Genomic DNA, 21,797 nt, shown 5'->3' with positions numbered 1-21,797 from the left:
CTTGGTTAATTAACGTTTATCGAGCGTTCTTGTCAGGGTGTCGCCAATGAACTGAATGACGAAAACGATCAGCAGGATCGTCAGCGTCGCCACCAGCGTCACGTCACTGTGGTTGCGTTGGAAGCCTTCCAGATAGGCCAGGTTGCCCAGGCCGCCGGCGCCGATCACCCCGGCCATCGCGGTGTAGCTCACCAGCGCGATCAGGGTAACGGTGATGCCGGAAACCAGCGCCGGCGAGCTCTCCGGCAGCAAGACGCGGAAAATCAGGGTGCGGTTTTTGGCGCCCATCGAGCGCGCCGCTTCGATTACCCCTTTGTCGACCTCGCGCAGCGCGATCTCCACCAGCCGGGCGTAGAACGGCGCAGCGCCGACGATCAGCGCCGGCAGGGCGGCGTCCGCGCCGAGAATGGTGCCGATCAGCGACTTGGTGAACGGGATCAGCAGCACGATCAGAATGATGAACGGAATGGAGCGGAAGACGTTGACCAGCACGGAGATCAGGGTGTAGACCGTGCGGTTTTGCAGCAACTGCCCCTTCGAGGTTAAAAACAGCAGCACGCCGAGCACGATGCCCAGCACCAGCGTGGCCAAACCGGCGATGCCGGTCATGTACAGCGTTTCCCAGGTGGCGTCCCACAGTTGGTCCAGACGCAGGTGGGGGAACAGGGATTCAATCATGTTGGATAACCTCGACGGCGATGTCTCTTTCGTTCAGCAGGCTGAGCATGTCGGCGACGTGTTGTTCGTTGCCTTCGGCGTGGATGTACAGTTCGCCGAACGAACCGTTGAGGGTGTGGCTGATCTTGCCGTGCAGAATGTTGACGGTGAGTGGGTAGCGCCGAATCACCTCGGCGATTACCGCCTGATGAGTTTGTTCGCCGACGAAGGTCAGCTTGAAGATCGCCCCCGGCAGGTGGGCGGTGAGCTGCGGGTTGAAGCTCTCAGCCGTGTCCGCATACTGCGACACCTGTTTGACGAACTGCCGGGTGATCGGCTGCTGTGGCCGGGTGAACACCTCGAGCACCGGCCCCTCTTCGACGATGCGGCCGTTTTCCATTACCGCCACGCGGTGGCAGATTTTGCGCACCACGTGCATTTCGTGGGTGATCAGCACGATGGTCAATTTCAGCTGGCGATTGATGGCCAGCAGCAGGTCGAGAATGGCGTCGGTGGTTTGCGGATCGAGCGCCGAGGTGGCCTCGTCGCACAGCAGCACGCTCGGGTTATTGGCCAGCGCGCGGGCGATACCGACGCGCTGTTTCTGGCCGCCGCTGAGCTGCGACGGGTAGGCGTTTTCGCGCCCCTGCAGGCCAACCAGCGCGATCAGTTCCGCCACGCGCGGGGCAATCTGCGCCTTGGGGACGCCGGCTATCTGCATGGAAAAAGCGATGTTTTGGCTGACGGTGCGCGACCACAGCAGGTTGAAGTGTTGGAACACCATGCTGATTTTCAGCCGCGCCTGGCGCAGGTGGCTGCCTTTGGCGCGGGCGATATCGAATCCGCCCACGTCAATGCGGCCGCTGGTGGGCTTTTCCAGGCCATTGAGCAGGCGGATCAGCGTGCTTTTGCCGGCGCCGCTGTAGCCGATGATGCCGTAAATTTGCCCGGCTTCTATCGCCAGGCTGACGTCGTCAACCGCCACGACGCGGCCCTGTGCGCTGTCAAAAGTTTTGCAAACGTTCGAAAGAACGATCATAGCGAAGCGGATCCTTATTGATACATCACAGCATTCCGTCCGGGGCGCGTCGCGCCGGACAAGGATCGTTCGGCTTTTCGGCGGGGCACAACCCGGCGGGAAGTGACGGACGGAACCTCTGTTGCGGGTGAATACCGGGCAATCCTACCGAGGGTTGATAGTGACAGGAAGAATGTAAAATCTATTACTTATTCTGATTTGATATATTAGGCGGCGGGCGAGAGAAGGGGGAGAAAACCGGCCGCAGGGCGGCCGGCGGGGGCGGACTAGCGTTTTTCCAGCTTCATGTGCAGCAGCGGGAACGGGTTGCCCTGGCCGTCGAGCGGTGAGCGGCCGGTGATGACAAAACCGTAGTGGCGGTAGAAGCCGCTGGCCTGCGGATTTTGCTCGTTCACGTCCAGCTGCAGCTCATCGTGCAGCGTTTCCGCGTGGGTGAGCAGCGCTTTGCCCACGCCTTTGCCGCGCTGATCGGCGTCGATAAACAGCATCTCCACCTTGTTGCCGTTCAGACCGATAAAGCCGCAGGGATGCCCCGGCTGCTCTTCGGCCACCCAAACGTTGACCGCCGGCAGATAGTCGTTCAGCACCAGCGGGAACAGTTGTGCGATGTTGTCTTCGGTTAAAAAGTGGTGAGTGGCGCGCACCGAACGCAGCCAGATATCTGCCAATTGCGCGTTGTCTTCCGCCGCGCGTGCTCTGATGGTAATCATCGAACTCTCTGCTATCTAAGTTGAAGGAAAAGAAACTAGATAGAGGTTTTGTGGGGTTAGTGCCGAATTAACGTGGGTTAACGCCCTGCAAAGCGCCTCTGCAGTGGATCGAATAGGCCCGCCTGGTTGCAAGCGGTATAACAACTGTAATTCAGTAAGTTAAAGCTTTCAACCGCCGCAGGGCGCAATGAGGCGCTCGCCGCGTGATACACTGGCCGCTGAATGAGCAAGAGGGCGGTAGGATGGAAGCGGTACGCGCAGCGATAGAAAAACAGGTGCTCAGCCTGACCGGGTTGGCGCTCGGCGGCGTCGATTTTGAGAATCCGCCCGGCGATCCGGGGCTGTTCGGCCCGCAGTCTGTCATCTGGCAGGTACACCGCGATTTCACCCCGATGCTGTGCGGCGGCGTCAGCGCCTTGCTGTTGCAAATGCTGCACCCGTTGGCGCTGGCCGGCGTATGGGATCACTCCAACTTCCGCGACGATATGATTGGCCGCCTGCGCCGCACCAGCCAGTTCGTGTCGGTCACCACCTTCGGCCCGACCGCCGAGGCGGAGCGGCTGATCGCCAAAGTCAAAGCCATCCACCTGCGGGTGACCGGCGTCGGCAGCGACGGCACGCCCTATGCCGCCAGCGATCCGGCGCTGCTGACCTGGGTGCACGTGGCGGAGAGCAGCCGTTTTCTGGCCAGCCACCTGCGCTACCGCAACCCGCATCTTTCCCGCGATTTGCAGGATCAATACTATCGCGAAGCGGCGCGCGTGGCCGCCGCGCTGGGGGCGACCGCTATCCCTCAGTCCTGCGCGGAAGTAGACGACTATCTGCAGGCGATGCGGCCGCAGCTGGTCTGTGACGAACGCACCCAAGAGGTGGCGCGCATTCTGCTGAAGGCGCCGGCGCCGAGCGCGTTGGCGCGCCCGCTCGGCGGGGTGGTGATGCAGGCGGGCATCGATCTGTTGCCCGATTGGGCGCAGCGGCAGTTCGGCTTTCATCCGGGCGCGTTGCGGCGGCGGCTGGTGCGAACGGGGGCTGCAGGCCTCGGCAAAGTGCTGGGCGCGTCGATGCGCAACGGTTCCTATCAGCGCGCGGTGCGGCGCATCACTCAGGCGTCATGAGCCGCAGCCGCTATAATTAACCTTTGTTTATCTTCGTTTACGGCCGTTTTTGAGACTTTTACGGGTGATCCGGCCAGTAATGCGTTTTACACTTGAGGGCAAAGCCACATTCCATTTTTTGCGCGCAGCCGATTCTGCCGCGCCCTGACCCTATTGAGGTGATATGAACGAGTCATACGTACTTGCTGAAGTCAGCAATGAGAACCAGACGCTGGTCGCGGTGGTTCAGCAAGATCACCGGGCAGCCTATTTTTACATCTATCCCGCCGAAGCCTACAGCGATCGCTATCAGGTGCGCGCCTGCTGGCTGCGCAATCTGGCCGCCGCGCCGTTGCAGGAAGATCGCGCCGCGCTGGAGCAGGGGCAACCGCCGATGCTGGCGGCGGAATTTTGCCGCAACCTGGAAGGGGAAGCGCCGCTGAACCCTGAAGGGCTGATGGTGGTGTGGAGCGAAAGCGACGACGGCGCGGCCCTGTGGTATTACGGCCAACTGCTGGCGGTGATCCCCGGCTGGAGCCTGTATATCGACCATTCGGTGTGCTATTCGGCCAGCTGCATCAAGGAGAGCCCGTTGGCCTATCCGCTCGGTTCGGCCTCGACCAACACGCAATATGCGCAGGCGGAAAGCACCCGCCAGTTTTGGCGCAGCTGGCAGCGTGAAGAGGGCAATCCGTGGCCGAAGATGCAGCGCGATTTTCAGGCGCGCTATGAGCAGCATTTCGGCCCTTCGGTAAAATACTACGCCATCGATCAGGGCAAGTGGCCGCCGATGGCCATCACTCAGCACGAGCGCGACGGCATCTATTACTTCCTCACCATGGGCGTCAGCATTCGGCCGATGCCGTGGGTGGAGATCCTGTTCAACGATGAGGCTTCGCGCTATCGCCGCATGGAGATGGCGATCGCCATCGACAGCCAATACATGACCGAAGACAACGCGGTGCAGATGGCCAGCGCGCTGGCCGGTTTCGCTCACGCCCCTTGGGCGCGGCTGACCTGGATCGGCGAAGGGCATACGCTGGAGTCCGACGTGGCGCCGTTGGGCTATGAAGGCTATATTTTATCGTCGTCCTTCTACCCGCATCACGCGCACCTGACGTTGCCTCAGCAGTATGGCGACCCGGTGAACCTGTTCTGGGCCAGCCCGGTGTTTACCGCCGAGCGCCAGCTGGCGCACGCCACGCCGAACGGCGGGCACGATCTGGTGCACAGGCTGCGCGAGCAGGGCGTCGACCATATTTTCCGCCCGCGCCAGCCGGTGTGCTGACGCGACTTGTCTTGTCTTCTCTTCGGGAGCCGCCATGACCAGCGCGCTGTTGATTATCGATGTGCAGGAAGGGTTGTTTACGCCGCCGCCGGCGGATGCCGCGGGCACCGTTGCGCGCATCAACCAACTGAGCGAGCGCGCCCGCCAGGCGGGTGTGCCGGTGATCGTGATTCAGCACCATACGCCGGACGACGAACTGCCGCACGGCAGCGCCGCCTGGCAAGTGCTCGCGGCGCTGAAGGTGGCGCCGGGCGACCATCGGGTGGATAAAACCACGCCGGACTCGTTCCTGCGCACTTCGCTCGGCGCGTTACTGATCGCCAACGGCGTATCGCAGTTGGTGGTTTGCGGCTACTCCACGCCGTTTTGCATCGATACCACGGTGCGCAGCGCGGCGGCGCACGGTTATCCGGTGACGTTGGCGGCGGATGCGCATACCTGCCACGACAAATCCTATGCCGATGGTTTGCTGATCCGTACCCACCATAACGAGACGTTGTCGAATATCGACAGCTTCGGCGTGCCGATCCGCGCCGTGCCCGCGGCGGACATCGTGTTCTGAGTACGGAAAACGGGGGCCAACGCCCCCGTTCGTTATTTCAGGCCCGCTCGTCGCGCCGCTACCTTGGCCAGCGCCGCCCAGTCCAGATCCGCATCCCCCTGCGCCATCGCGTCGAGGAAATTGTCTTTCAGCACCCCGGCGAACGGCATCGGCGTATGGCTGTCGGCGCCGGCGGCCAGCGCCAGCCCGACGTCCTTCAGCCCCAGCGCCAAGCGGAATCCGGCGGGTGAATACTTCTCGGCGGCGATCAGCGCGCCATAGCCCTGATAGGCCGGGGCGGCGAAGACGGTACCGCTCAGCATCTGCAGGTAGTCGGCGCCGGAAACGCCGTAGTTGCGCACCAGCGCGCTGCCTTCCGCCATCGCTTCAATGGCGCTGGCCAGGGTAAAGTTGGTGGCGATTTTGACCACGTTGGCCTGCGCCGGATCGGCGCCGAAGTGCCAGGTTTTCTGGCCGAGGGCATCGAACAGCGGCTGCGCTTGCTTCAGTAGCTCGCTATCGCCGGCCGCCAGAATATTCAGCTTGCCGGCGGCGGCCACGTCGACCCGTCCCAGCACCGGCGCGGCGAGATAGCCGATGCCGTGTTCCGCATGCAGTGCCGTCAAACGCTGGGCGAGTTCGACCGAGATGGTTGCCATGTTGATATGCAGCGCGCCCGGTTTCATCCGTTGCAGCAACCCGCTGTCAACCACCACCTGTTGCGTGGCGGCATCGTCGGCCAGCATGGTGATCAGCACGTCGGCATCGGCCAGCTGCTCCGGCCGTTCGGCCTGCTGCGCGCCGGCACTCACCAGCGGCTGCGCCGCCTGCGGCGAACGGTTCCATACCGTCAACGCAAATCCCGCCTTCACCAGGTTAGCCGCCATGGCGCTGCCCATCCCACCCAGTCCGGCAAATCCGATCTTCATCATGCGCTCCTTTTTCAGGTTGAAGGTTTTACCCTAGCGCGCCAGGCCAGGAACGCAAATGCCGGAGTGTAACGCCGTCTTACGCGCCGGCGGCGGGCTATTGACGCGCTGCCGCTGCGGGTATACCTTGATGGCATGAATATATCGATGCACTCCACCCACAATCAGTCATGGTGGCGCCTCTTCTGAGGCGGCACGAGTATTCACATCTCTTTTTAATGCCGCCGGTTTGGCGGCATTATTTTTTGTGGCGTTGATCCGGCGGTCTACAGACCTTCAGGAGCACTGTCATGAGCTACACCATTCTTACCGGCGATCGCGCCACCGGCCCACTGCATTTAGGCCACTTCGTCGGCTCGCTGCGCCAGCGCGTCGAACTGCAGCACCAGCATAACCAAACGGTGATGGTGGCGGATCTGCAGGGCCTGACCGACAACGGCAACAACCCGCAAAAAATCAGCGCCAACGTGCTCAACGTCGTGGCCGACTATCTGGCGGTGGGCATCGATCCGCATAAGACCACGATCTGCCTGCAGTCGGCGCTGCCGGCGTTGGCCGAGCTGACGATGTACTACCTCAACCTGGTCAGCGTGGCGCGGCTGGAGCGCAACCCGACGGTGAAAAACGAAATCGCCGAGAAGGATTTCGCCCGCAGCCTGCCGGCCGGTTTTTTGATTTATCCGGTCAGCCAGGCGGCGGACATCACCGCCTTTGGCGCCACCCACGTGCCGGTCGGCGAGGATCAGCTGCCGATGCTGGAGCAAACCAATGAGATCGTGCGGCGTTTCAACCACATCGTCGGCCAACCGATATTAACGGAGTGCCAGCCGCTGTTGAGCAACGTCGGGCGTCTGCCGGGGCTGGACGGGCAGGGCAAGATGTCGAAATCGCGCGGCAACGCCATCCCGCTTGGCGCCGGCGCCGACGAGGTGCATAAGGCGGTGATGAGTATGTTCACCGACCCCGGCCATCTCAACGTCAGCGATCCCGGCCGGGTGGAGGGCAACATGGTGTTCACCTACCTGGACGCCTTCTGCGAAGACGCCGCGCTGGTGGCGGATCTGAAGGCGCACTATCGGCGCGGCGGGTTGGGGGACGTGAAAATCAAACGGCTGCTGGAGGATTGCCTGCAGAGCCTGCTTGAGCCGATCCGCACCCGCCGCGCCGAGTTCATCGCCGATAAAGGCGAACTGACGCGCATCCTGCAGCACGGCACCCGCCGCGCGCATCAGGTCAGCCAGCAGACGCTGCAGCAGGTCAAGGCGGCGCTGGGGCTGGACTTCTTTAGCCTGGAATGATGCGTACGCCGGGGCGGCACGCGTCACGCCCCGGCCATAAAACCATCATCCCACTGTCATAAACTTATCCGTTAATAGGTGCCCATAATGATTAGCCACTGAAACCAGAGAAATCATATGGCTCAGGCACTGTTAAAATTGGCGCAGCACGACTTTCCAGGGCAGCACGTCGCCGCATCCCGCAAAGTGTTATCGGTCAAGGGGCTCGGCAAAGCTTACAAAGCGCAGCAGCGCGTGCTGGATGACATCAATTTCGATCTGCACGCCGGTGAATTCGTGGCGGTGATCGGCCGCTCCGGCGCAGGCAAGTCCACGCTGCTGCATACCCTCAACGGCACCATTCCTTCCAGCTGCGGCGAGATGCTGCACTTCGAAGACGATGGCGTGGCGCAGGATATCGCCCAGCTTGCCGGCCGCCAGATGCGCCAATGGCGCGCGCGCTGCGGCATGATCTTCCAGGACTTCTGCCTGGTGCCGCGGCTGGACGTGATGACCAACGTACTGCTGGGGCGCCTGAGCCACACCTCCACCCTGAAATCCTTCTTCAAACTGTTCGATGACGCCGACCGCGCTCGCGCCATCGAGCTGTTGCAGTGGCTCAACATGCTGCCGCACGCGCTGCAGCGCGCCGAGCACCTCTCCGGCGGCCAGATGCAGCGCGTCGCCATCTGCCGCGCGCTGATGCAAAACCCGCAAATCCTGCTGGCTGATGAGCCGGTGGCGTCGCTCGATCCGAAAAACACCCGCCGCATCATGGACGCGCTGCAGAAAATCAGCGAAGACGGCATCGCGGTGATGGTGAACCTGCACTCGGTCGAACTGGTGAAAGAGTATTGCTCGCGGGTGATCGGCATCGCCCACGGGAAGATCGTGTTTGACGGGCATCCTTCGCAACTGAACGAACGGATCCTGCACCAGCTGTATGGCGAGGAAGCCAATCAGATCCATTGAAGCACTTTTGACCTTTACCCTTTACACACAAGGCACACCTAATGAAAAAAGTATTGAGTCTGACCACCCTGATGGCCGGCGCGATGATGGTATTTAATGCTGCCGCAGCGGATGCGCCGAAAGAGCTGAACCTGGGCATTCTCGGCGGCCAGAACGCCACCCAGCAGATCGGCGATAACCAGTGCGTGAAGCAGTTCCTGGATAAAGAGTTGAACGTCGATACCAAGCTGCGCAACTCGTCCGACTATTCCGGCGTGATCCAGGGCCTGCTGGGCGGCAAGATTGACCTGGTGCTCAGCATGTCGCCGTCGTCGTTCGCTTCGGTTTACATCAAGGATCCGAAAGCGGTGGACATCGTCGGCATCGCGGTTGACGACGTCGACCAGTCGCGCGGCTACCACTCGGTGGTGGTGGTGAAGGCCGGCAGCCCGTACCAGAAACTGGAAGACCTGAAGGGCAAGGCCATCGGCTTCGCCGATCCGGATTCCACCTCCGGCTTCCTGATCCCGAACCAGGCGTTTAAAAAGCTGTTCGGCGGCACGGTCGACAACAAATACAACAACACCTTCTCCAGCGTCACCTTCTCCGGCGGCCACGAGCAGGACATCCTCGGCGTGCTGAACGGCCAGTTCGAAGGCGCGGTGACCTGGGCGTCGATGATCGGCGACTACAACACCGGCTACACCAGCGGCGCGTTCACCCGCATGATCCGCATGGATCACCCGGACCTGATGAAGCAGATCCGCATCATCTGGCAGTCGCCGCTGATCCCGAACGGCCCGATCCTGGTGAGCAACTCGCTGCCGGCCGACTTCAAGGCCAAAGTGGTCACCGCCATCAAGAAGCTGGATAAAGACGATCACGCGTGCTTTATCAAAGCGATGGGCGGCAAACAGCACATCGGCGACACCACCCTGGCGGAATACCAGACCATCATCGATATGAAGCGCGAGCTGACCAAAGGCGACCGTTGATTCCCGGCTGCCTCGGCCGCCCGAATGAAGGGGTTCAGCATGCTGAACCCCTTGTTCCATAACGATGGAAGACCTGTTTTGAATACCGATTTCGCACACTATTACCAACGGATCCGCAGCAAGCAAAAGCGCGAAGCGCTGCTGTGGTCGCTCGGGCTGGTGGTGCTGTACCTGGGCGCCGGCAACCTCGCCGAGTTCAACCTGTACACCGTCTGGGTGTCTATTCCGCACTTCTTCGACTACCTGGCCGAAACCGTGCCGACGCTGCACTGGAACCTGCTGTTCGCCGATGGGCGTACCGAAGGCTCGCTGGCCTACTGGGGCTATCGCCTGAACATTCAGCTGCCGCTGATCTGGGAGACCCTGCAGCTGGCGCTGGCGGCGACCATTTTCTCGGTGCTGGTGGCGACCGTGCTGGCATTTCTGGCGGCCGGCAATACCTATACTCCGGCCTCGGTGCGGCTCGCGATCCGCACGCTGGTGGCGTTCTTGCGCACCATGCCGGAGCTGGCGTGGGCGGTGATGTTCGTGATGGCGTTCGGCATCGGCGCCATTCCCGGCTTCCTGGCGCTGGCGCTGCACACCATCGGCAGCCTGACCAAGCTGTTCTACGAATCGATCGAAACCGCCTCCAACAAACCGGTGCGCGGGCTGGCGGCCTGCGGCGCCACGCCGCTGCAGCGCATGCGCTTCGGCCTGTGGCCGCAGGTGAAGCCGGTGTTTCTCTCCTACAGCTTCATGCGGCTGGAGATCAACTTCCGTCAGTCGACCATTTTGGGGCTGGTGGGGGCGGGCGGCATCGGCCAGGAGCTGATGACCAACATTAAACTCGACCGTTACGATCAGGTCAGCATGACGCTGCTGCTGATCATCGTGGTGGTTTCCGTGCTCGACTACGTGTCGGGCGAGCTGCGCAAGCGCGTGGTGGAGGGGGCAAAATGACAGCGGGCACTCCGGCATCGGCGGAAACGCTGCGCCAGTTGAAACAGCAGCATCCGGTGATCTTCGCGCAGCAGGGGCGCTACCTGCGCACCGTCGGCCTGATCGCCTTGGCGATCGTGCTGTACTACGTGTTCTTCTTCCTGGTCTTCGGCATTAGCTGGCCGCAGTTTATCAACGGCTGCCAGCAGCTGGGGCGCTATTTCCTGCGCATGTTCGTCTGGCATGACTTCGCCAACTGGCCGTTCATGTACTACTTCCAGCAGATCGGCATCACCATCGCCATCGTGTTCGCCGGCACCATCACCGCGTCGCTGATCGCGCTGCCGCTGTCGTTCTTCGCCGCGCGCAACGTGATGTCGACGCCGCTGCTGCGGCCAATTTCGGTGCTGGTGCGCCGCTTGCTGGACGTGCTGCGCGGCATCGACATGGCGATCTGGGGGCTGATCTTCGTGCGCGCCGTCGGCATGGGGCCGCTCGCCGGGGTGCTGGCTATCGTGATGCAGGACGTCGGGCTGCTGGGTAAACTGTACGCCGAAGGCCATGAGGCGGTGGACAAGTCCCCCAGCCGCGGCCTGACGGCGGTGGGCGCCAACGGGTTGCAGAAGCACCGTTACGGCATTTTCACCCAGTCGTTCCCCACCTTCCTGGCGCTCAGCCTGTACCAGATCGAGTCCAACACCCGCTCAGCGGCGGTGCTGGGCTTCGTCGGTGCCGGCGGCATCGGCCTGGTGTATGCGGAGAATATGCGGCTGTGGAACTGGGACGTAGTGATGTTCATCACCCTGATCCTGGTGGTGGTGGTGATGATCATGGACAAGGTCTCGTCGATGCTGCGCAACAAGTACATCATCGGCGAAGATATCCCGCTGTATCAGCAAAAAAGCCAAATCGATTGAGAAACCCCTTGCCGATCCCTATACTGCCGCACATTCAAGGTGTGCGGCCATACCCGTCATACTTGGAGCTGCCTCTTTGTTGGCTGCATTTGCGCGCCCCGGTCACATAGTTAACTATGCTCCGGGGGCTTACAAATTTGCCGCCGCGATGCAACTCCAACTATTTTGGGTATGGGGCATTTTTTTACAATGCGCACGTCCCCGTTAGACAAGTAAAGGCAATGCAATCCCATGATGAACAACGACGTGCTGCGCAGCGTGCGCTATATGCTGAGCATTAACAACGCCAAAATGGTCGAGATTATCAAACTGGACGATTTCGAGATGGCGGTGTCGGCGATGGACGCTTACGTGATCAAAGAAGGCGAGCCGGGCTACGAGAAGTGCCCGGACGAAGTGATGGCGCACTTCCTCAACGGCCTGGTGTTCTTCAAGCGCGGCAAGGACGACAAGTTCCCGGCGCCGGCGGTTGAGCTGCCGATCACCAATAACCTGGTGCTGAAAAAGCTGCGCGTGGCGTTCGAGCTGAAAGACACCGACATGCACCAGATTTTCACCGCGGTGGACTTCCGCATCTCCAAGCCGGAGCTGAGCGCGCTGTTCCGCAAAGAGGGCACCAAGAACTACCGCCCGTGCGGCGATCAGATGCTGCGCTACTTCCTCAAAGGGTTGGCGCAGCGCGTTCGCGGCGAGTAACGCGCAGCGTTCACCGAACATCAGGCGCAATCGCAAGGTTGCGCCTTTTTTATTGTCTCCTCCCTCCTACCTTTGTTGTACTGGCCCTCAGCCACCCGCCATCGATGGAGGGCGTGCCGCCCATCCGGTTACTTTTTTAGGGGTCGTTCAATTCAATGTCGATTGAAACGTAAAATCCAGAGGAGTAATTCAATGGCTCAAATGTCAAAAGAAGATCCGCAGTTCAACGCAAAAAATGTCGCTGCTCAGGTCAATGACGGCGGCGAATTCGCTGAATATACCCCTGAGCAGTTCGGCGCCGTAGGCGATGGCCTGGCTGACGATCGAGATGCCGTTAGCGCCATGTTCGCTAAAGTGGCGATTGACGCCGCTAACTCGATGAAAAAACGCCAGGTCAGAATGGCGAATGTCTATCGGTTGACGTTGGGTTCGGCTTGGCAGTCTCTACAGATACCCAGCAACTGCCATATTTATGGCGGTGGTGAAATTCACCTGGATGACGATACGCCTCAAATCAACATTTTTAATACCGTGGAACAGTCGAATTTCATCGTGGAAGATCTGAGGATCACGAGAAAGGTGACTCAGAAAGATGCAGATCCTATTTGGTGGTATGCCACTCGCGCGTGTACCGGCATGGCTTTCACCCGTTGTGAAAACTTCACCGTGAGAAATTGCGTCATCAGCATGCATACCGATGCTTTGGGCCTTTCTGACTGTACGTCAGTTACCCTTGAGAACAATTTACTTAAAGATCTGGGTGAAGAACCTATCGCCGTTCGTGGCGGACGCCATATTACAATCCAGAATAACGAACTGACGAATCACCAGGGTGACGGGATCTTGCTGAAAACGGGCGTGAACCGAGATGCTTATGACATCTTGATTGTGAACAATCATATTCATGATGGACATAAACCCGCTAAACCCGCTGGGGCCGGGCATACGCAAAGAGGGGGCGGGGTGACATTGAATAATGAAGTGACCGGCACGCCTCATTCATTCACTAACCTGACCGTTGCCAATAACCATATTGTTAATACCAGCTATGGCATCTCGCTGGGTGGAATCAGTGACATTAATATCTCTAATAACTACATCAAAACGATCGAAAGGTTCGGCATTCAGATCGACTATTCCTTAGTGAATAACCCCACCAAAATCCCTACGAATAATTCACGAATTATCGGGAATCACGTTGAAGATACCGTTGAGAATGGCATCGACTATCACGGCAATAACGATATTTCTGTCGCTGAGTCCGTTATCGCAGATAATTTTTTAAATTTCTGCGGCACCTCCAATTCCTCGGCCTTCAATGGCATTGCCGCAACGGAGGCGACCCTCTCAGGCAATATTATCAATAATTGCAAGGTTGCCCTGTTCACCAATAGCTGCGTGATGACCGGCAACAAGATAACCAACTCCGGATGGACCAGCAGCCAGGTATGGATCAAGCTGTACGGCGACCGTACGGTGTTTTCCGGCAATCGGGTCACGGACTCTGGGTTTGGTTATATCCGTTTCTTGAATGGGAAAAACGCCATTATTGAAGGGAATGTGATTAAACTTGCTTCTCCCGCTCGGGCGCTGGAGTTAGGCGGGGCATTTGACGAAACGACTCTCATTGGCAAGAACGTCTGGGATTGCGCTTTTAAACCGATTCTCTCTACGCTTGCAGGGGTAACGGGCAATCAACTCATTCAGTATTCCTTCCCGAATGAAGGCGTGCCCCACATTACCCCTCAGATGTTCGGCGCGAAGGGCGATTGGAATGATACAGCTGGCGTTGGTACGGATGATACGCAGGCGTTTAAACAGGCTATCGCTTATGCGATTAGCCAAGGCTGCAAGAAGCTCTATGTTCCTGCCGGCAACTATTACATTACAGATACCTTAAATTTAGGGGGAGAAAACTACACCGGAGATAAAGGCATTGCGATAGAGGGTGAAAATTGGATTAGTACGAAATTCTTCTTTAAGCCGACGTCTAATGATCATGCGTGTTTTGAGTCGAAAGGCGGTTCCGGGATCCATACCAACAGATATATCAGCGATGTGACGATTACGCCGGCCAAGGGCGCGTTATATACGGGCACCGGCTATCGGATCAATGGTTCCTGTTTCATGCGGCATGAAAGATTGCTGATTATGAAGTTTTTTGTGAACTTACATCTGTTGAACGGCTATGCCGGTGCGTTTACCGAGTTCGTCAGTTTTCACTCTTGCCGGTTCCACCGTGGCTTGTCGAACATCTTGATGGAAAGCAATGGCGGGGATAGCTCCTTCCACGGCGTGGGGTTCCATGAAATTCAATGTCAGATCAAGGTCTCCGGCAATCCGGGCGATGGTGGCACAAATACGGATGCCGGCGTGGGGCTGGAGTTGAGAGGAAACGCCAACAGCGTAACGTGGTACAACGGTTTCTGCTATATCCACCTGTTCGGCGGCGTCGGCGCTACGGCGATCAAACTCACCCGAACCAACACCGATAACATCCTGGGGCAGTTTACTTGCGAAGGTGAAACCATTCTTCAGAGTGATGGAAGCACCTTTGAATGTCGGGGCGGTTTCTATAACGTGGGTAATACCACTTACAATGTGGCTGCAGAACCGGTAAACGGCATCGCGGCGGCATTTGTGTTTGATAACATGCTGAGCAATACGACAAGATTCGCCAACGCGGCAATCGCCGATATGGCTCCTAGGCAACTTCCGTGGTCCTTGGCGGACAGGGCCAGCCATGGCGCTTATCCGGCCATTTTCCATGGTATCAAGGACGGCTCCGATAACCTGTTCTATGCCGCCAAAGGAGGGAGTACCAGCTACCATTACTTTGGCGGCATTTCTCCAGGCAATAACCTTCAGGGGTTTGAACCGGGCGTCAGGTTGGCTCAGGACGGGGCTTCCTTAATTAGTTTTTCACCTAAGTTTACGCTTGGCGCTAATAACAATACGACCAGCAGCGGCGTATCCATCTCCCCGGCGGATTTTTCGCCGCAGAAGGATATCGCGACCGCCTTAGGACAACCCTCATTTAAATGGAGCGGGTTGTACACCAAGCAGTTAACGGTTGCGGATAATGGCATCTATCCGGCCGGTAACGGCGCTTATCCTATTGGTGGGCCGAATAACCAATTCTCCTCCGGCCACATAAAAGTGTTGAATATTTATGATTCAGCGAACGTGAACGGAGATCCTGTAGGTGTCAGAGTTGCTGTCCCCGCTTCGGCCGTTGCGCCCGGTAAAATAGGCCAATGGTCGGCAGACTCCACGTTCTTTTATATTTGCACGGCGGCCAATACCTGGAGAAGGGTAGCGCTCACCACATGGTAGGTACTGAGCTTGCGGCTGGCGGTTGACCTATCCCCATCGGCCTGCGGGGCGGCGAGTGAGTCGCCCCGGTTTTTCCTCTGCGTCATCCCGCCATTGCACTCTTTTTGTTCTCCCGCTGCGCGCCGCTGGTGCAGCCCGTTTGCCGCTGCTGTCATAAGTTTTAATTATAATTTATTGAAATCATGAGATTAAAAATTGGCACGCCGGTTGCTCTGTTGAATCCCATCTTGTGTACCAGATGGAATTCAGTCGATGAGCGAACCTGTTGTAGCGTGCGGTTTTACCCTCAGTGAATGGCAACACCATTACCAAACCCGCCCGGCGGGCGAGCGCCTTGCCTGCGTCAGTGCGACGATCGAAACGCTGGTCGCCGGGCTGACCCCAGACGATAACGCCTGGCTGTATCTCGCCACGCCGGCGCAGCGCGAGCAGCAGTATCGGCAGCTGGCACAGAGGCTCGAGGCGGTCGCCGGCGATCTCAGCCGCCTGCCGCTGTTCGGCGTGCCCTTCGCCATCAAAGACAATATCGACGTCGGCGGCTGGCCGACCAGCGCCGCCTGCCCGGCGTTCACCTATCAGGCCGCGGCGGACGCCACCGTGGTCGCCCACCTGCGCGCCGCCGGGGCTATCGCCCTTGGTAAAACCAACCTCGACCAGTTCGCTACCGGGTTGGTGGGCACTCGCTCACCGTATGGCGCAGTGGTCAACAGCTTCGACAGCCGCTACGTCAGCGGCGGTTCCAGCTCCGGCTCCGCCTCGGTGGTGGCGCGCGGCCTGGTGCCGTTCGCGCTCGGCACCGACACCGCCGGTTCGGGGCGTGTGCCCGCCGGGTTCAACAACATCGTCGGGCTGAAGCCGACCAAGGGGCGGTTGTCCAACCGCGGCGTGGTGCCGGCCTGCCGGTTGAACGATACGGTGTCGGTCTTCGCGCTGACGGTGGCCGATGCCGCGCTGGTGGCGGAACTGGCGAGCGGCTTTGACGCGGCAGACCCGTATTCCCGCCCCGATCCGCATACCGCGCCGGCGGATATCCCCGCCGCGCCGCGTTTCGCCGTTCCCGCCCAGCTGGAGTTTTTCGGCGATGTTCAGGCCGAGCGGGCGTTTCACCGAGCGCTGGCGCAGCTGCAGGCGGGCGGCGCCACGCTGGAACCCCTCGATTTCGCGCCGTTTCGCACTCTGGCGGAACAGCTGTATTACGGCCCCTGGGTGGCGGAGCGCACGGTGGCCATTGAGCAGGTGCTGGAAGCGAGCCCGCAGGCCATCGATCCGGTGGTGCGCGGCATCGTCGGCAACGGCCTCGGCTACAGCGCCTGCGACGCCTACAAGGCGGAATACCTGCGCGCCGAGCTGGCGCGGCAAATCGCCCAGCGGCTGGCGCCGTTCGACGCGCTGGTGGTGCCGACCGCGCCCACTATCCGCACCCTGGCGGAGATGGCGCAGGAGCCGGTGCTGTTCAATTCGCAATTCGGCACTTACACCAATTTCACCAACCTGGCCGATCTGAGCGCGCTGGCGCTGCCGGGGCCGCTGCGCGAAGACGGTCTGCCGGCGGGCATCACCCTGATTGCGCCCGCCTGGCATGACCGGGCGCTGGCGGCGTTTGGCGTGCGCTGGCAACGGCAAAGCGCCTTGCCGCTCGGCGCTATCGGTCGGGCATTGCCGCCGCAGCCCACGCCGGCCCCGTCTTTGGGACACGTGCGTCTGGCGGTAGTGGGCGCTCACCTCAGTGGCATGCCGCTCAACGTCCAGCTGACGCAGCGCGACGCGGTGCAGGTGGAGCAAACCGCTACCGCCCCCTGCTATCGCCTGTATGCGCTGGCCGATACCGAGCCGCCGAAGCCGGGGCTGGCGCGCGCGGCGCAGGGGGCGGCGATCCGCGTTGAGCTGTGGGACATTCCGCTGGCCCGTTTCGGCGAGTTTGTGGCGGAAATCCCGGCGCCATTGGGCATCGGCACGCTGCTGCTGGCGGACGGCCGGCGGGTGAAGGGGTTTATCTGCGAAGCCTGGGCGCTGGAAGACGCGACGGATATCACTGAGTTTGGCGGCTGGCGCGACTATCTCGCCAGCGTTAAGGGGGCATGAACATGTTTACTACCGTACTGATCGCTAACCGCGGCGAAATCGCCTGCCGCGCCATTCGCACCCTGAAACGCCTGGGCGTAACCAGCGTGGCGGTCTATTCCGACGCCGACCGCAATGCGCCGCACGTCGCCGAGGCCGACAGGGCGGTGGCGCTCGGCGGCGACAAGGCCGCCGACAGCTACCTGCGCATCGACAAGATCCTCGCGGCGGCAGCGGCCACCGGCGCGCAGGCGATCTACCCCGGCTACGGCTTTTTGTCCGAGAGCGCCGAGTTTGCCGACGCCTGCGAAGCGGCGGGCATCGCCTTTATCGGCCCGACGGCGGCGCAGATGCGCGAGTTCGGCCTCAAGCACCGGGCGCGCGAGCTGGCGGCGTTGGCCGGGGTGCCGATGACGCCGGGCACCGGCTTGCTGGAGAGCGTTGAGCAGGCGGTCGCCGCCGCCGCGCGCATCGGCTACCCGGTGATGCTGAAAAGCACCGCCGGCGGCGGCGGCATCGGCCTGACGCGCTGTGACGACGAGGCGGCGCTGCGCGACGCGTACGACAGCGTCAAACGGCTGGGAGAGCAGTTCTTCCGCGACGCCGGCGCCTTTATCGAACGCTTCGTCGATCGCGCGCGCCACGTCGAGGTGCAGATTTTCGGCGACGGCCAGGGGCGGGTGGCGGCGCTCGGCGAACGCGACTGCTCGCTGCAGCGGCGCAACCAAAAGGTGGTGGAGGAAACCCCGGCGCCGCACCTGCCGGCGGCGACCCGCCAGGCGCTGCATCGGGCGGCGGTGGCGCTGGGCGAGTCGGTGAATTACCGCAGCGCCGGCACCGTGGAATTCATTTATGACGCCGCGCGCGACGAGTTTTACTTCCTGGAAGTGAACACCCGCTTACAGGTCGAGCACCCGATCACCGAGATGGTCACCGGCCTGGATCTGATCGCATGCATGCTGCAGGTGGCGGCGGGCGACGCGCTGGATTGGGCGGCGTTGCAGCGCGCGCCGCAGGGCGCGGCGATCGAAGTGCGCCTCTACGCCGAAGATCCGCTGAAAAACTTCCAGCCCAGCCCCGGCGTGCTGACCGAGGTGCATTTCCCTGACGACGTGCGGCTCGACGGGTGGGTGGCGACCGGCAGCGAAGTCTCGGCGTTTTACGACCCGATGATCGCTAAGCTGATCGTGCACGGCGCGGATCGGGCGCAGGCGCTGGAAAAACTGCGCGTGGCGCTGGCGGCGACCCGTTTGCACGGCATCGCCACCAACCTCGATTATCTGCGGCAGGTGATCGCCACGCCGCAATTTCAGCGCGGCGACGTTTGGACGCGTCTGCTGGACGATGTGCGTTTCCAGCCGCACTGCCTCGAAGTGCTGCAACCCGGTACCTACAGCAGCGTGCAGGATTATCCCGGCCGCCTCGGCTATTGGGACATCGGCGTGCCGCCGTCCGGCCCGATGGACGACTTCGCGTTCCGGCTGGCCAACCGCATCGTCGGCAACCACCCGGCGGCCGCCGGGCTCGAGTTTACCCTGCAGGGGCCGACGTTGCGCTTTCACTGCGACGCCACCCTCGCGCTGACGGGTGCCAGCTGCCCGGCCGATTTGGACGGCGAAGCGGTCGCTTACTGGCGGCCGATCGCGGTGCGGGCCGGGCAGGTGCTGACGCTGGGGCGCGCCACGCACGGCTGCCGCACCTATCTGGCGGTACGCAACGGCTTTGACGTGCCGGTGTATCTCGGCAGCCGTTCCACCTTTGCGCTGGGCCAGTTCGGCGGGCATGCCGGGCGCACCCTGCGCGTGGCGGACATGCTGGCGATCGCTCAACCGGCGCTGACTGCTTGCACCACGCCGGCGCCGATCGCCGCGCCGCAGGCGATGGACGACAGCCTGATCCCGCACTACGGCGACCAGTGGCACATCGGCGTGCTGTACGGTCCGCACGGCGCGCCGGACTTTTTCACTGCCGAATCAATAGAGGCCTTCTTCGCCACCGACTGGCAGGTGCATTACAACTCCAACCGCCTCGGCGTGCGCCTGGCGGGGCCGAAGCCCGAATGGGCGCGGGAGGACGGCGGCGAAGCCGGTTTGCATCCTTCCAACGTGCACGACTGCGAGTACGCCATCGGCGCAATCAACTTCACCGGCGATTTCCCGGTGATCCTGACCCGCGACGGGCCCAGCCTCGGCGGCTTCGTCTGCCCGGTGACCATCGCCAAGGCCGAGCTGTGGAAAGTGGGGCAGGTGAAGCCGGGCGACCGCATCCGGTTCCATCCGATCGGCTTTCGCCAGGCGCAGTCGCTGGAACAGGCGCAGCTTGGCAGCATCGAAGCGCTGGCGGCGGTGAAGGCCATCACCCTGCCGCCGCCGGATCTGGCCCCGGCGGAGACCGTTTCCGCCGCGGTGCTGGCGGCGCTGCCGGCGGCGGAAGGGCGCCCGGCGGTGGCGTATCGCCAGGCGGGGGACGGTTACATTCTGATGGAGTACGGCGACAATGTGCTCGATCTGGCGCTGCGGCTGCGCATTCATCTGCTGATGCAGTCGCTGCGTGAGGGGGCGATACCGGGCGTGGCGGAGCTGGCGCCGGGCGTGCGTTCGCTGCAGATCCGCTACGACAGCCGGCAGATTAGCCAGGCCGACCTGCTGCAGCGCCTGCTGGCGCGCGAACGGGCGCTGGGGGACGTCAGCCGCCTGAAGGTGCCGACGCGCACCGTGTGGCTGCCGATGGCGTTTGAGGATTCGGCCACGCTGGGGGCGGTGGATCGCTATCAACAGACGGTGCGCGCCTCGGCGCCCTGGCTGCCGAACAACGTCGATTTCATTCAGCGCATCAATGGCCTGAGCCGACGCGAGCAGGTGCGCGACATTCTGTTCGACGCCAGCTACCTGATCCTCGGGCTGGGCGACGTCTACCTCGGCGCGCCCTGCGCGGTGCCGCTCGATCCGCGCCATCGCCTGCTGAGCTCCAAATACAACCCGGCGCGCACCCACACCGCCGAAGGGACGGTCGGCATCGGCGGCATGTACATGTGCATCTACGGCATGGACTCGCCGGGCGGTTACCAGCTGGTGGGGCGCACGCTGCCGATCTGGAACAAGTTTCTCAAAAACCCGCAGTTCACCGCCGGTGAGCCCTGGCTGCTGCGCTTCTTCGATCAGGTGCGCTTCTACCCGGTCAGCGAGCGAGAGCTGGACGAGCAGCGCGAAGCGTTCCGTGAAGGGCGCATGCAGGTGCGCATCGAAGAGAGCGAGTTCGACTTCGCCGCCTACACCCGTTTCCTGGCCGACAACGCCGAGGCGATCGCCGACTTCCAGCATCGCCAGCAGCAGGCGTTCAGCGCCGAAGTGGCGCGCTGGCGCAGCGATGACGACGAGGCCGAGGCGCAGCTGTTGCCGCCGGAGGAAGAAGACGCCATCGACGGCGATCTGGTCAGCGCCGATCTGAACGGCAGCGTGTGGAAGATCCTGGTGGAACCGGGGCAGGTGGTGGCGGCCGGGCAGCCGCTGATCGTGGTCGAGGCGATGAAAATGGAGCTGGCGGTCACCGCGCCGCGCGCCGGGATCGTTAAACGCATCAGCTGCCGGCAGGGGCGGCCGGTCGGGCCGGGCGACGCCCTGCTGTGGCTGGAAAAGGCGGTCTGAACGGAGGAGCGATGATGCAAATCACCAACGGAGAGCACAAGGCGCGCCCGGAAGGGTTGGCGGAGCGCATTTATCTGCAGCTCAAGGCCGACATCTTCGAGTTTCGCCTGCTGCCGGGCGATCGCTTCAGCGAAAGCGACGTGGCGCAGCGCATGGCGGCCAGCCGCACGCCGGTGCGTCAGGCGCTGTTTCGGCTGGAGCGCGAAGGCTATGTCGAGGTGTTGTTTCGCAGCGGTTGGCAGGTGCGGCCGTTCGACTTCGCCTACTTCGAAGAGCTGTACGACCTGCGCATCGTGCTGGAGCAAGAGGCGGTGAAACGGCTGTGCGAACGCCCGGCCGGGGAAACGCCGGACGCGCTGGCGGCGCTGAGCCGTTTTTGGACCGAAGCGCCGCGCCTGGCGGACGGCAAGGCGGTGTCGCAGCACGATGAGCAGTTTCATCAGGCGTTGGTGGCCGCGGCGGGCAACGGCGAAATGGCGCGCATTCACCGTGAACTGACCGAAAAGATCCGCATCATTCGCCGGCTGGATTTCACCCAGCAGGCGCGGGTGGACGCCACCTACCGCGAGCACGCCGCCATTTTGCAGGCGATCCTGCAGCGGCAAAGCGGGGCGGCGCAAACGCTGCTCGGCGAGCACATCGCCGTCAGCAAGGCAGAAGTGCGAAAAATAACGCTGCACATGTTGCACCAGGCGCGGGCTCAGCAGCCTGCGCGCTCGGCGTAACGATTTTGATTTCATA

The 21,797-nt window shown here is 61.6% G+C and carries 17 protein-coding genes; 13 read left to right on the top strand and 4 right to left on the bottom strand.

From position 1 onward, the window contains the following. Positions 1–9: 9 nt before the first annotated feature. The 3 genes from ACJ8M3_RS11130 to ACJ8M3_RS11120 all read right to left on the bottom strand — a co-directional run bounded on the left by ACJ8M3_RS11130 (position 10) and on the right by ACJ8M3_RS11120 (position 2,406). Entirely contained in the window at positions 10–678 is a 669-nt protein-coding gene (locus tag ACJ8M3_RS11130; RefSeq protein WP_033642316.1) for a methionine ABC transporter permease, read from the bottom strand. Beyond that, complete coding sequence (locus ACJ8M3_RS11125; RefSeq protein WP_033642317.1) at positions 671–1,696, bottom strand: methionine ABC transporter ATP-binding protein; 1,026 nt, start codon at positions 1,694–1,696, stop codon at positions 671–673. The genes ACJ8M3_RS11130 and ACJ8M3_RS11125 overlap by 8 nt, the downstream gene beginning before the upstream one ends. Before the next feature lie 266 nt (positions 1,697–1,962). Then, on the bottom strand, positions 1,963–2,406 hold the full coding sequence (locus ACJ8M3_RS11120) for an acetyltransferase (RefSeq protein WP_033642318.1): 444 nt from the start codon (positions 2,404–2,406) through the stop codon (positions 1,963–1,965). A gap of 242 nt (positions 2,407–2,648) precedes the next feature. On the opposite strand from ACJ8M3_RS11120, the gene ACJ8M3_RS11115 reads away from it, so the two are divergent. The 3 genes from ACJ8M3_RS11115 to ACJ8M3_RS11105 all read left to right on the top strand — a co-directional run bounded on the left by ACJ8M3_RS11115 (position 2,649) and on the right by ACJ8M3_RS11105 (position 5,350). Next, positions 2,649–3,521, top strand: coding sequence for an oxygenase MpaB family protein (locus tag ACJ8M3_RS11115; protein ID WP_046686638.1), 873 nt, complete (start codon positions 2,649–2,651; stop codon positions 3,519–3,521). A gap of 163 nt (positions 3,522–3,684) precedes the next feature. Next, a complete protein-coding gene (locus ACJ8M3_RS11110; protein ID WP_033642320.1) occupies positions 3,685–4,788 on the top strand; it encodes a suppressor of fused domain protein in 1,104 nt (367 codons plus the stop codon). A gap of 34 nt (positions 4,789–4,822) precedes the next feature. Continuing rightward, positions 4,823–5,350 (top strand): cysteine hydrolase family protein, encoded by a 528-nt coding sequence (locus tag ACJ8M3_RS11105; protein ID WP_033642321.1) that lies wholly within the window; start codon positions 4,823–4,825, stop codon positions 5,348–5,350. Positions 5,351–5,382: 32 nt separating this feature from the next. On the opposite strand, the gene ACJ8M3_RS11100 is transcribed toward ACJ8M3_RS11105, so the two are convergent. Beyond that, positions 5,383–6,258, bottom strand: a complete 876-nt coding sequence (locus tag ACJ8M3_RS11100; protein WP_033642322.1) for an NAD(P)-dependent oxidoreductase — start codon at positions 6,256–6,258, stop codon at positions 5,383–5,385. A 290-nt stretch (positions 6,259–6,548) separates the two neighbouring features. Here ACJ8M3_RS11100 and trpS point away from each other — a divergent pair, with 290 nt between their 5' ends. From trpS to ACJ8M3_RS11050, 10 genes are all read left to right on the top strand, one after another. Beyond that, positions 6,549–7,556 (top strand): tryptophan--tRNA ligase, encoded by a 1,008-nt coding sequence (trpS, locus tag ACJ8M3_RS11095; protein WP_089196762.1) that lies wholly within the window; start codon positions 6,549–6,551, stop codon positions 7,554–7,556. Positions 7,557–7,673: 117 nt separating this feature from the next. Continuing rightward, complete coding sequence (phnC, locus tag ACJ8M3_RS11090) at positions 7,674–8,507, top strand: phosphonate ABC transporter ATP-binding protein (RefSeq protein WP_069100206.1); 834 nt, start codon at positions 7,674–7,676, stop codon at positions 8,505–8,507. Positions 8,508–8,548: 41 nt separating this feature from the next. Then, on the top strand, positions 8,549–9,481 hold the full coding sequence (gene phnD / locus ACJ8M3_RS11085) for a phosphonate ABC transporter substrate-binding protein (RefSeq protein ID WP_004939482.1): 933 nt from the start codon (positions 8,549–8,551) through the stop codon (positions 9,479–9,481). Positions 9,482–9,559: 78 nt separating this feature from the next. Then, positions 9,560–10,423, top strand: a complete 864-nt coding sequence (phnE, locus tag ACJ8M3_RS11080; protein ID WP_069100205.1) for a phosphonate ABC transporter, permease protein PhnE — start codon at positions 9,560–9,562, stop codon at positions 10,421–10,423. Next, the gene (phnE, locus tag ACJ8M3_RS11075; protein ID WP_442514677.1) at positions 10,420–11,319 is read left to right on the top strand and encodes a phosphonate ABC transporter, permease protein PhnE; all 900 of its coding nucleotides are present in this window, start codon (positions 10,420–10,422) and stop codon (positions 11,317–11,319) included. Before phnE (ACJ8M3_RS11080) ends, phnE (ACJ8M3_RS11075) begins: the two co-directional genes overlap by 4 nt. A 231-nt stretch (positions 11,320–11,550) precedes the next feature. Then, entirely contained in the window at positions 11,551–12,015 is a 465-nt protein-coding gene (locus ACJ8M3_RS11070) for a DUF1456 family protein (RefSeq protein ID WP_089196763.1), read from the top strand. 192 nt (positions 12,016–12,207) lie between these two features. Then, complete coding sequence (locus ACJ8M3_RS11065) at positions 12,208–15,351, top strand: right-handed parallel beta-helix repeat-containing protein (protein WP_089196764.1); 3,144 nt, start codon at positions 12,208–12,210, stop codon at positions 15,349–15,351. A 252-nt stretch (positions 15,352–15,603) separates the two neighbouring features. Then, entirely contained in the window at positions 15,604–17,433 is a 1,830-nt protein-coding gene (gene atzF, locus ACJ8M3_RS11060) for an allophanate hydrolase (RefSeq protein ID WP_089196765.1), read from the top strand. Positions 17,434–17,435: 2 nt separating this feature from the next. Further along, positions 17,436–21,056 carry an urea carboxylase gene (gene uca, locus ACJ8M3_RS11055; protein ID WP_089197677.1) on the top strand — a complete coding sequence of 1,207 codons (3,621 nt, stop codon included), beginning with the start codon at positions 17,436–17,438 and terminating at the stop codon, positions 21,054–21,056. Between the two features lie 14 nt (positions 21,057–21,070). Beyond that, the gene (locus ACJ8M3_RS11050) at positions 21,071–21,781 is read left to right on the top strand and encodes a GntR family transcriptional regulator (protein WP_033644224.1); all 711 of its coding nucleotides are present in this window, start codon (positions 21,071–21,073) and stop codon (positions 21,779–21,781) included. Positions 21,782–21,797 lie beyond the last annotated feature (16 nt).

It is taken from the genome of Serratia sp. CY55921 (genome assembly GCF_052167655.1).
Classification (GTDB): domain Bacteria; phylum Pseudomonadota; class Gammaproteobacteria; order Enterobacterales; family Enterobacteriaceae; genus Serratia; species Serratia ureilytica.
The sequence above is the reverse complement of the archived record's forward strand: the minus strand, read 5'-3'. Positions and strand labels throughout refer to the sequence as shown.

What these genes read in the sequence shown, in the direction of transcription:
- ACJ8M3_RS11130 (WP_033642316.1), bottom strand. Translation starts at nt 678, where the DNA reads ATGATTGAATCCCTGTTCCCCCACCTGCGTCTGGACCAACTGTGGGAC.
- ACJ8M3_RS11125 (WP_033642317.1), bottom strand. Translation starts at nt 1,696, where the DNA reads ATGATCGTTCTTTCGAACGTTTGCAAAACTTTTGACAGCGCACAGGGC.
- ACJ8M3_RS11120 (WP_033642318.1), bottom strand. Translation starts at nt 2,406, where the DNA reads ATGATTACCATCAGAGCACGCGCGGCGGAAGACAACGCGCAATTGGCA.
- ACJ8M3_RS11115 (WP_046686638.1), top strand. Translation starts at nt 2,649, where the DNA reads ATGGAAGCGGTACGCGCAGCGATAGAAAAACAGGTGCTCAGCCTGACC.
- ACJ8M3_RS11110 (WP_033642320.1), top strand. Translation starts at nt 3,685, where the DNA reads ATGAACGAGTCATACGTACTTGCTGAAGTCAGCAATGAGAACCAGACG.
- ACJ8M3_RS11105 (WP_033642321.1), top strand. Translation starts at nt 4,823, where the DNA reads ATGACCAGCGCGCTGTTGATTATCGATGTGCAGGAAGGGTTGTTTACG.
- ACJ8M3_RS11100 (WP_033642322.1), bottom strand. Translation starts at nt 6,258, where the DNA reads ATGAAGATCGGATTTGCCGGACTGGGTGGGATGGGCAGCGCCATGGCG.
- trpS (WP_089196762.1), top strand. Translation starts at nt 6,549, where the DNA reads ATGAGCTACACCATTCTTACCGGCGATCGCGCCACCGGCCCACTGCAT.
- phnC (WP_069100206.1), top strand. Translation starts at nt 7,674, where the DNA reads ATGGCTCAGGCACTGTTAAAATTGGCGCAGCACGACTTTCCAGGGCAG.
- phnD (WP_004939482.1), top strand. Translation starts at nt 8,549, where the DNA reads ATGAAAAAAGTATTGAGTCTGACCACCCTGATGGCCGGCGCGATGATG.
- phnE (WP_442514677.1), top strand. Translation starts at nt 10,420, where the DNA reads ATGACAGCGGGCACTCCGGCATCGGCGGAAACGCTGCGCCAGTTGAAA.
- ACJ8M3_RS11070 (WP_089196763.1), top strand. Translation starts at nt 11,551, where the DNA reads ATGATGAACAACGACGTGCTGCGCAGCGTGCGCTATATGCTGAGCATT.
- ACJ8M3_RS11065 (WP_089196764.1), top strand. Translation starts at nt 12,208, where the DNA reads ATGGCTCAAATGTCAAAAGAAGATCCGCAGTTCAACGCAAAAAATGTC.
- atzF (WP_089196765.1), top strand. Translation starts at nt 15,604, where the DNA reads ATGAGCGAACCTGTTGTAGCGTGCGGTTTTACCCTCAGTGAATGGCAA.
- uca (WP_089197677.1), top strand. Translation starts at nt 17,436, where the DNA reads ATGTTTACTACCGTACTGATCGCTAACCGCGGCGAAATCGCCTGCCGC.
- ACJ8M3_RS11050 (WP_033644224.1), top strand. Translation starts at nt 21,071, where the DNA reads ATGCAAATCACCAACGGAGAGCACAAGGCGCGCCCGGAAGGGTTGGCG.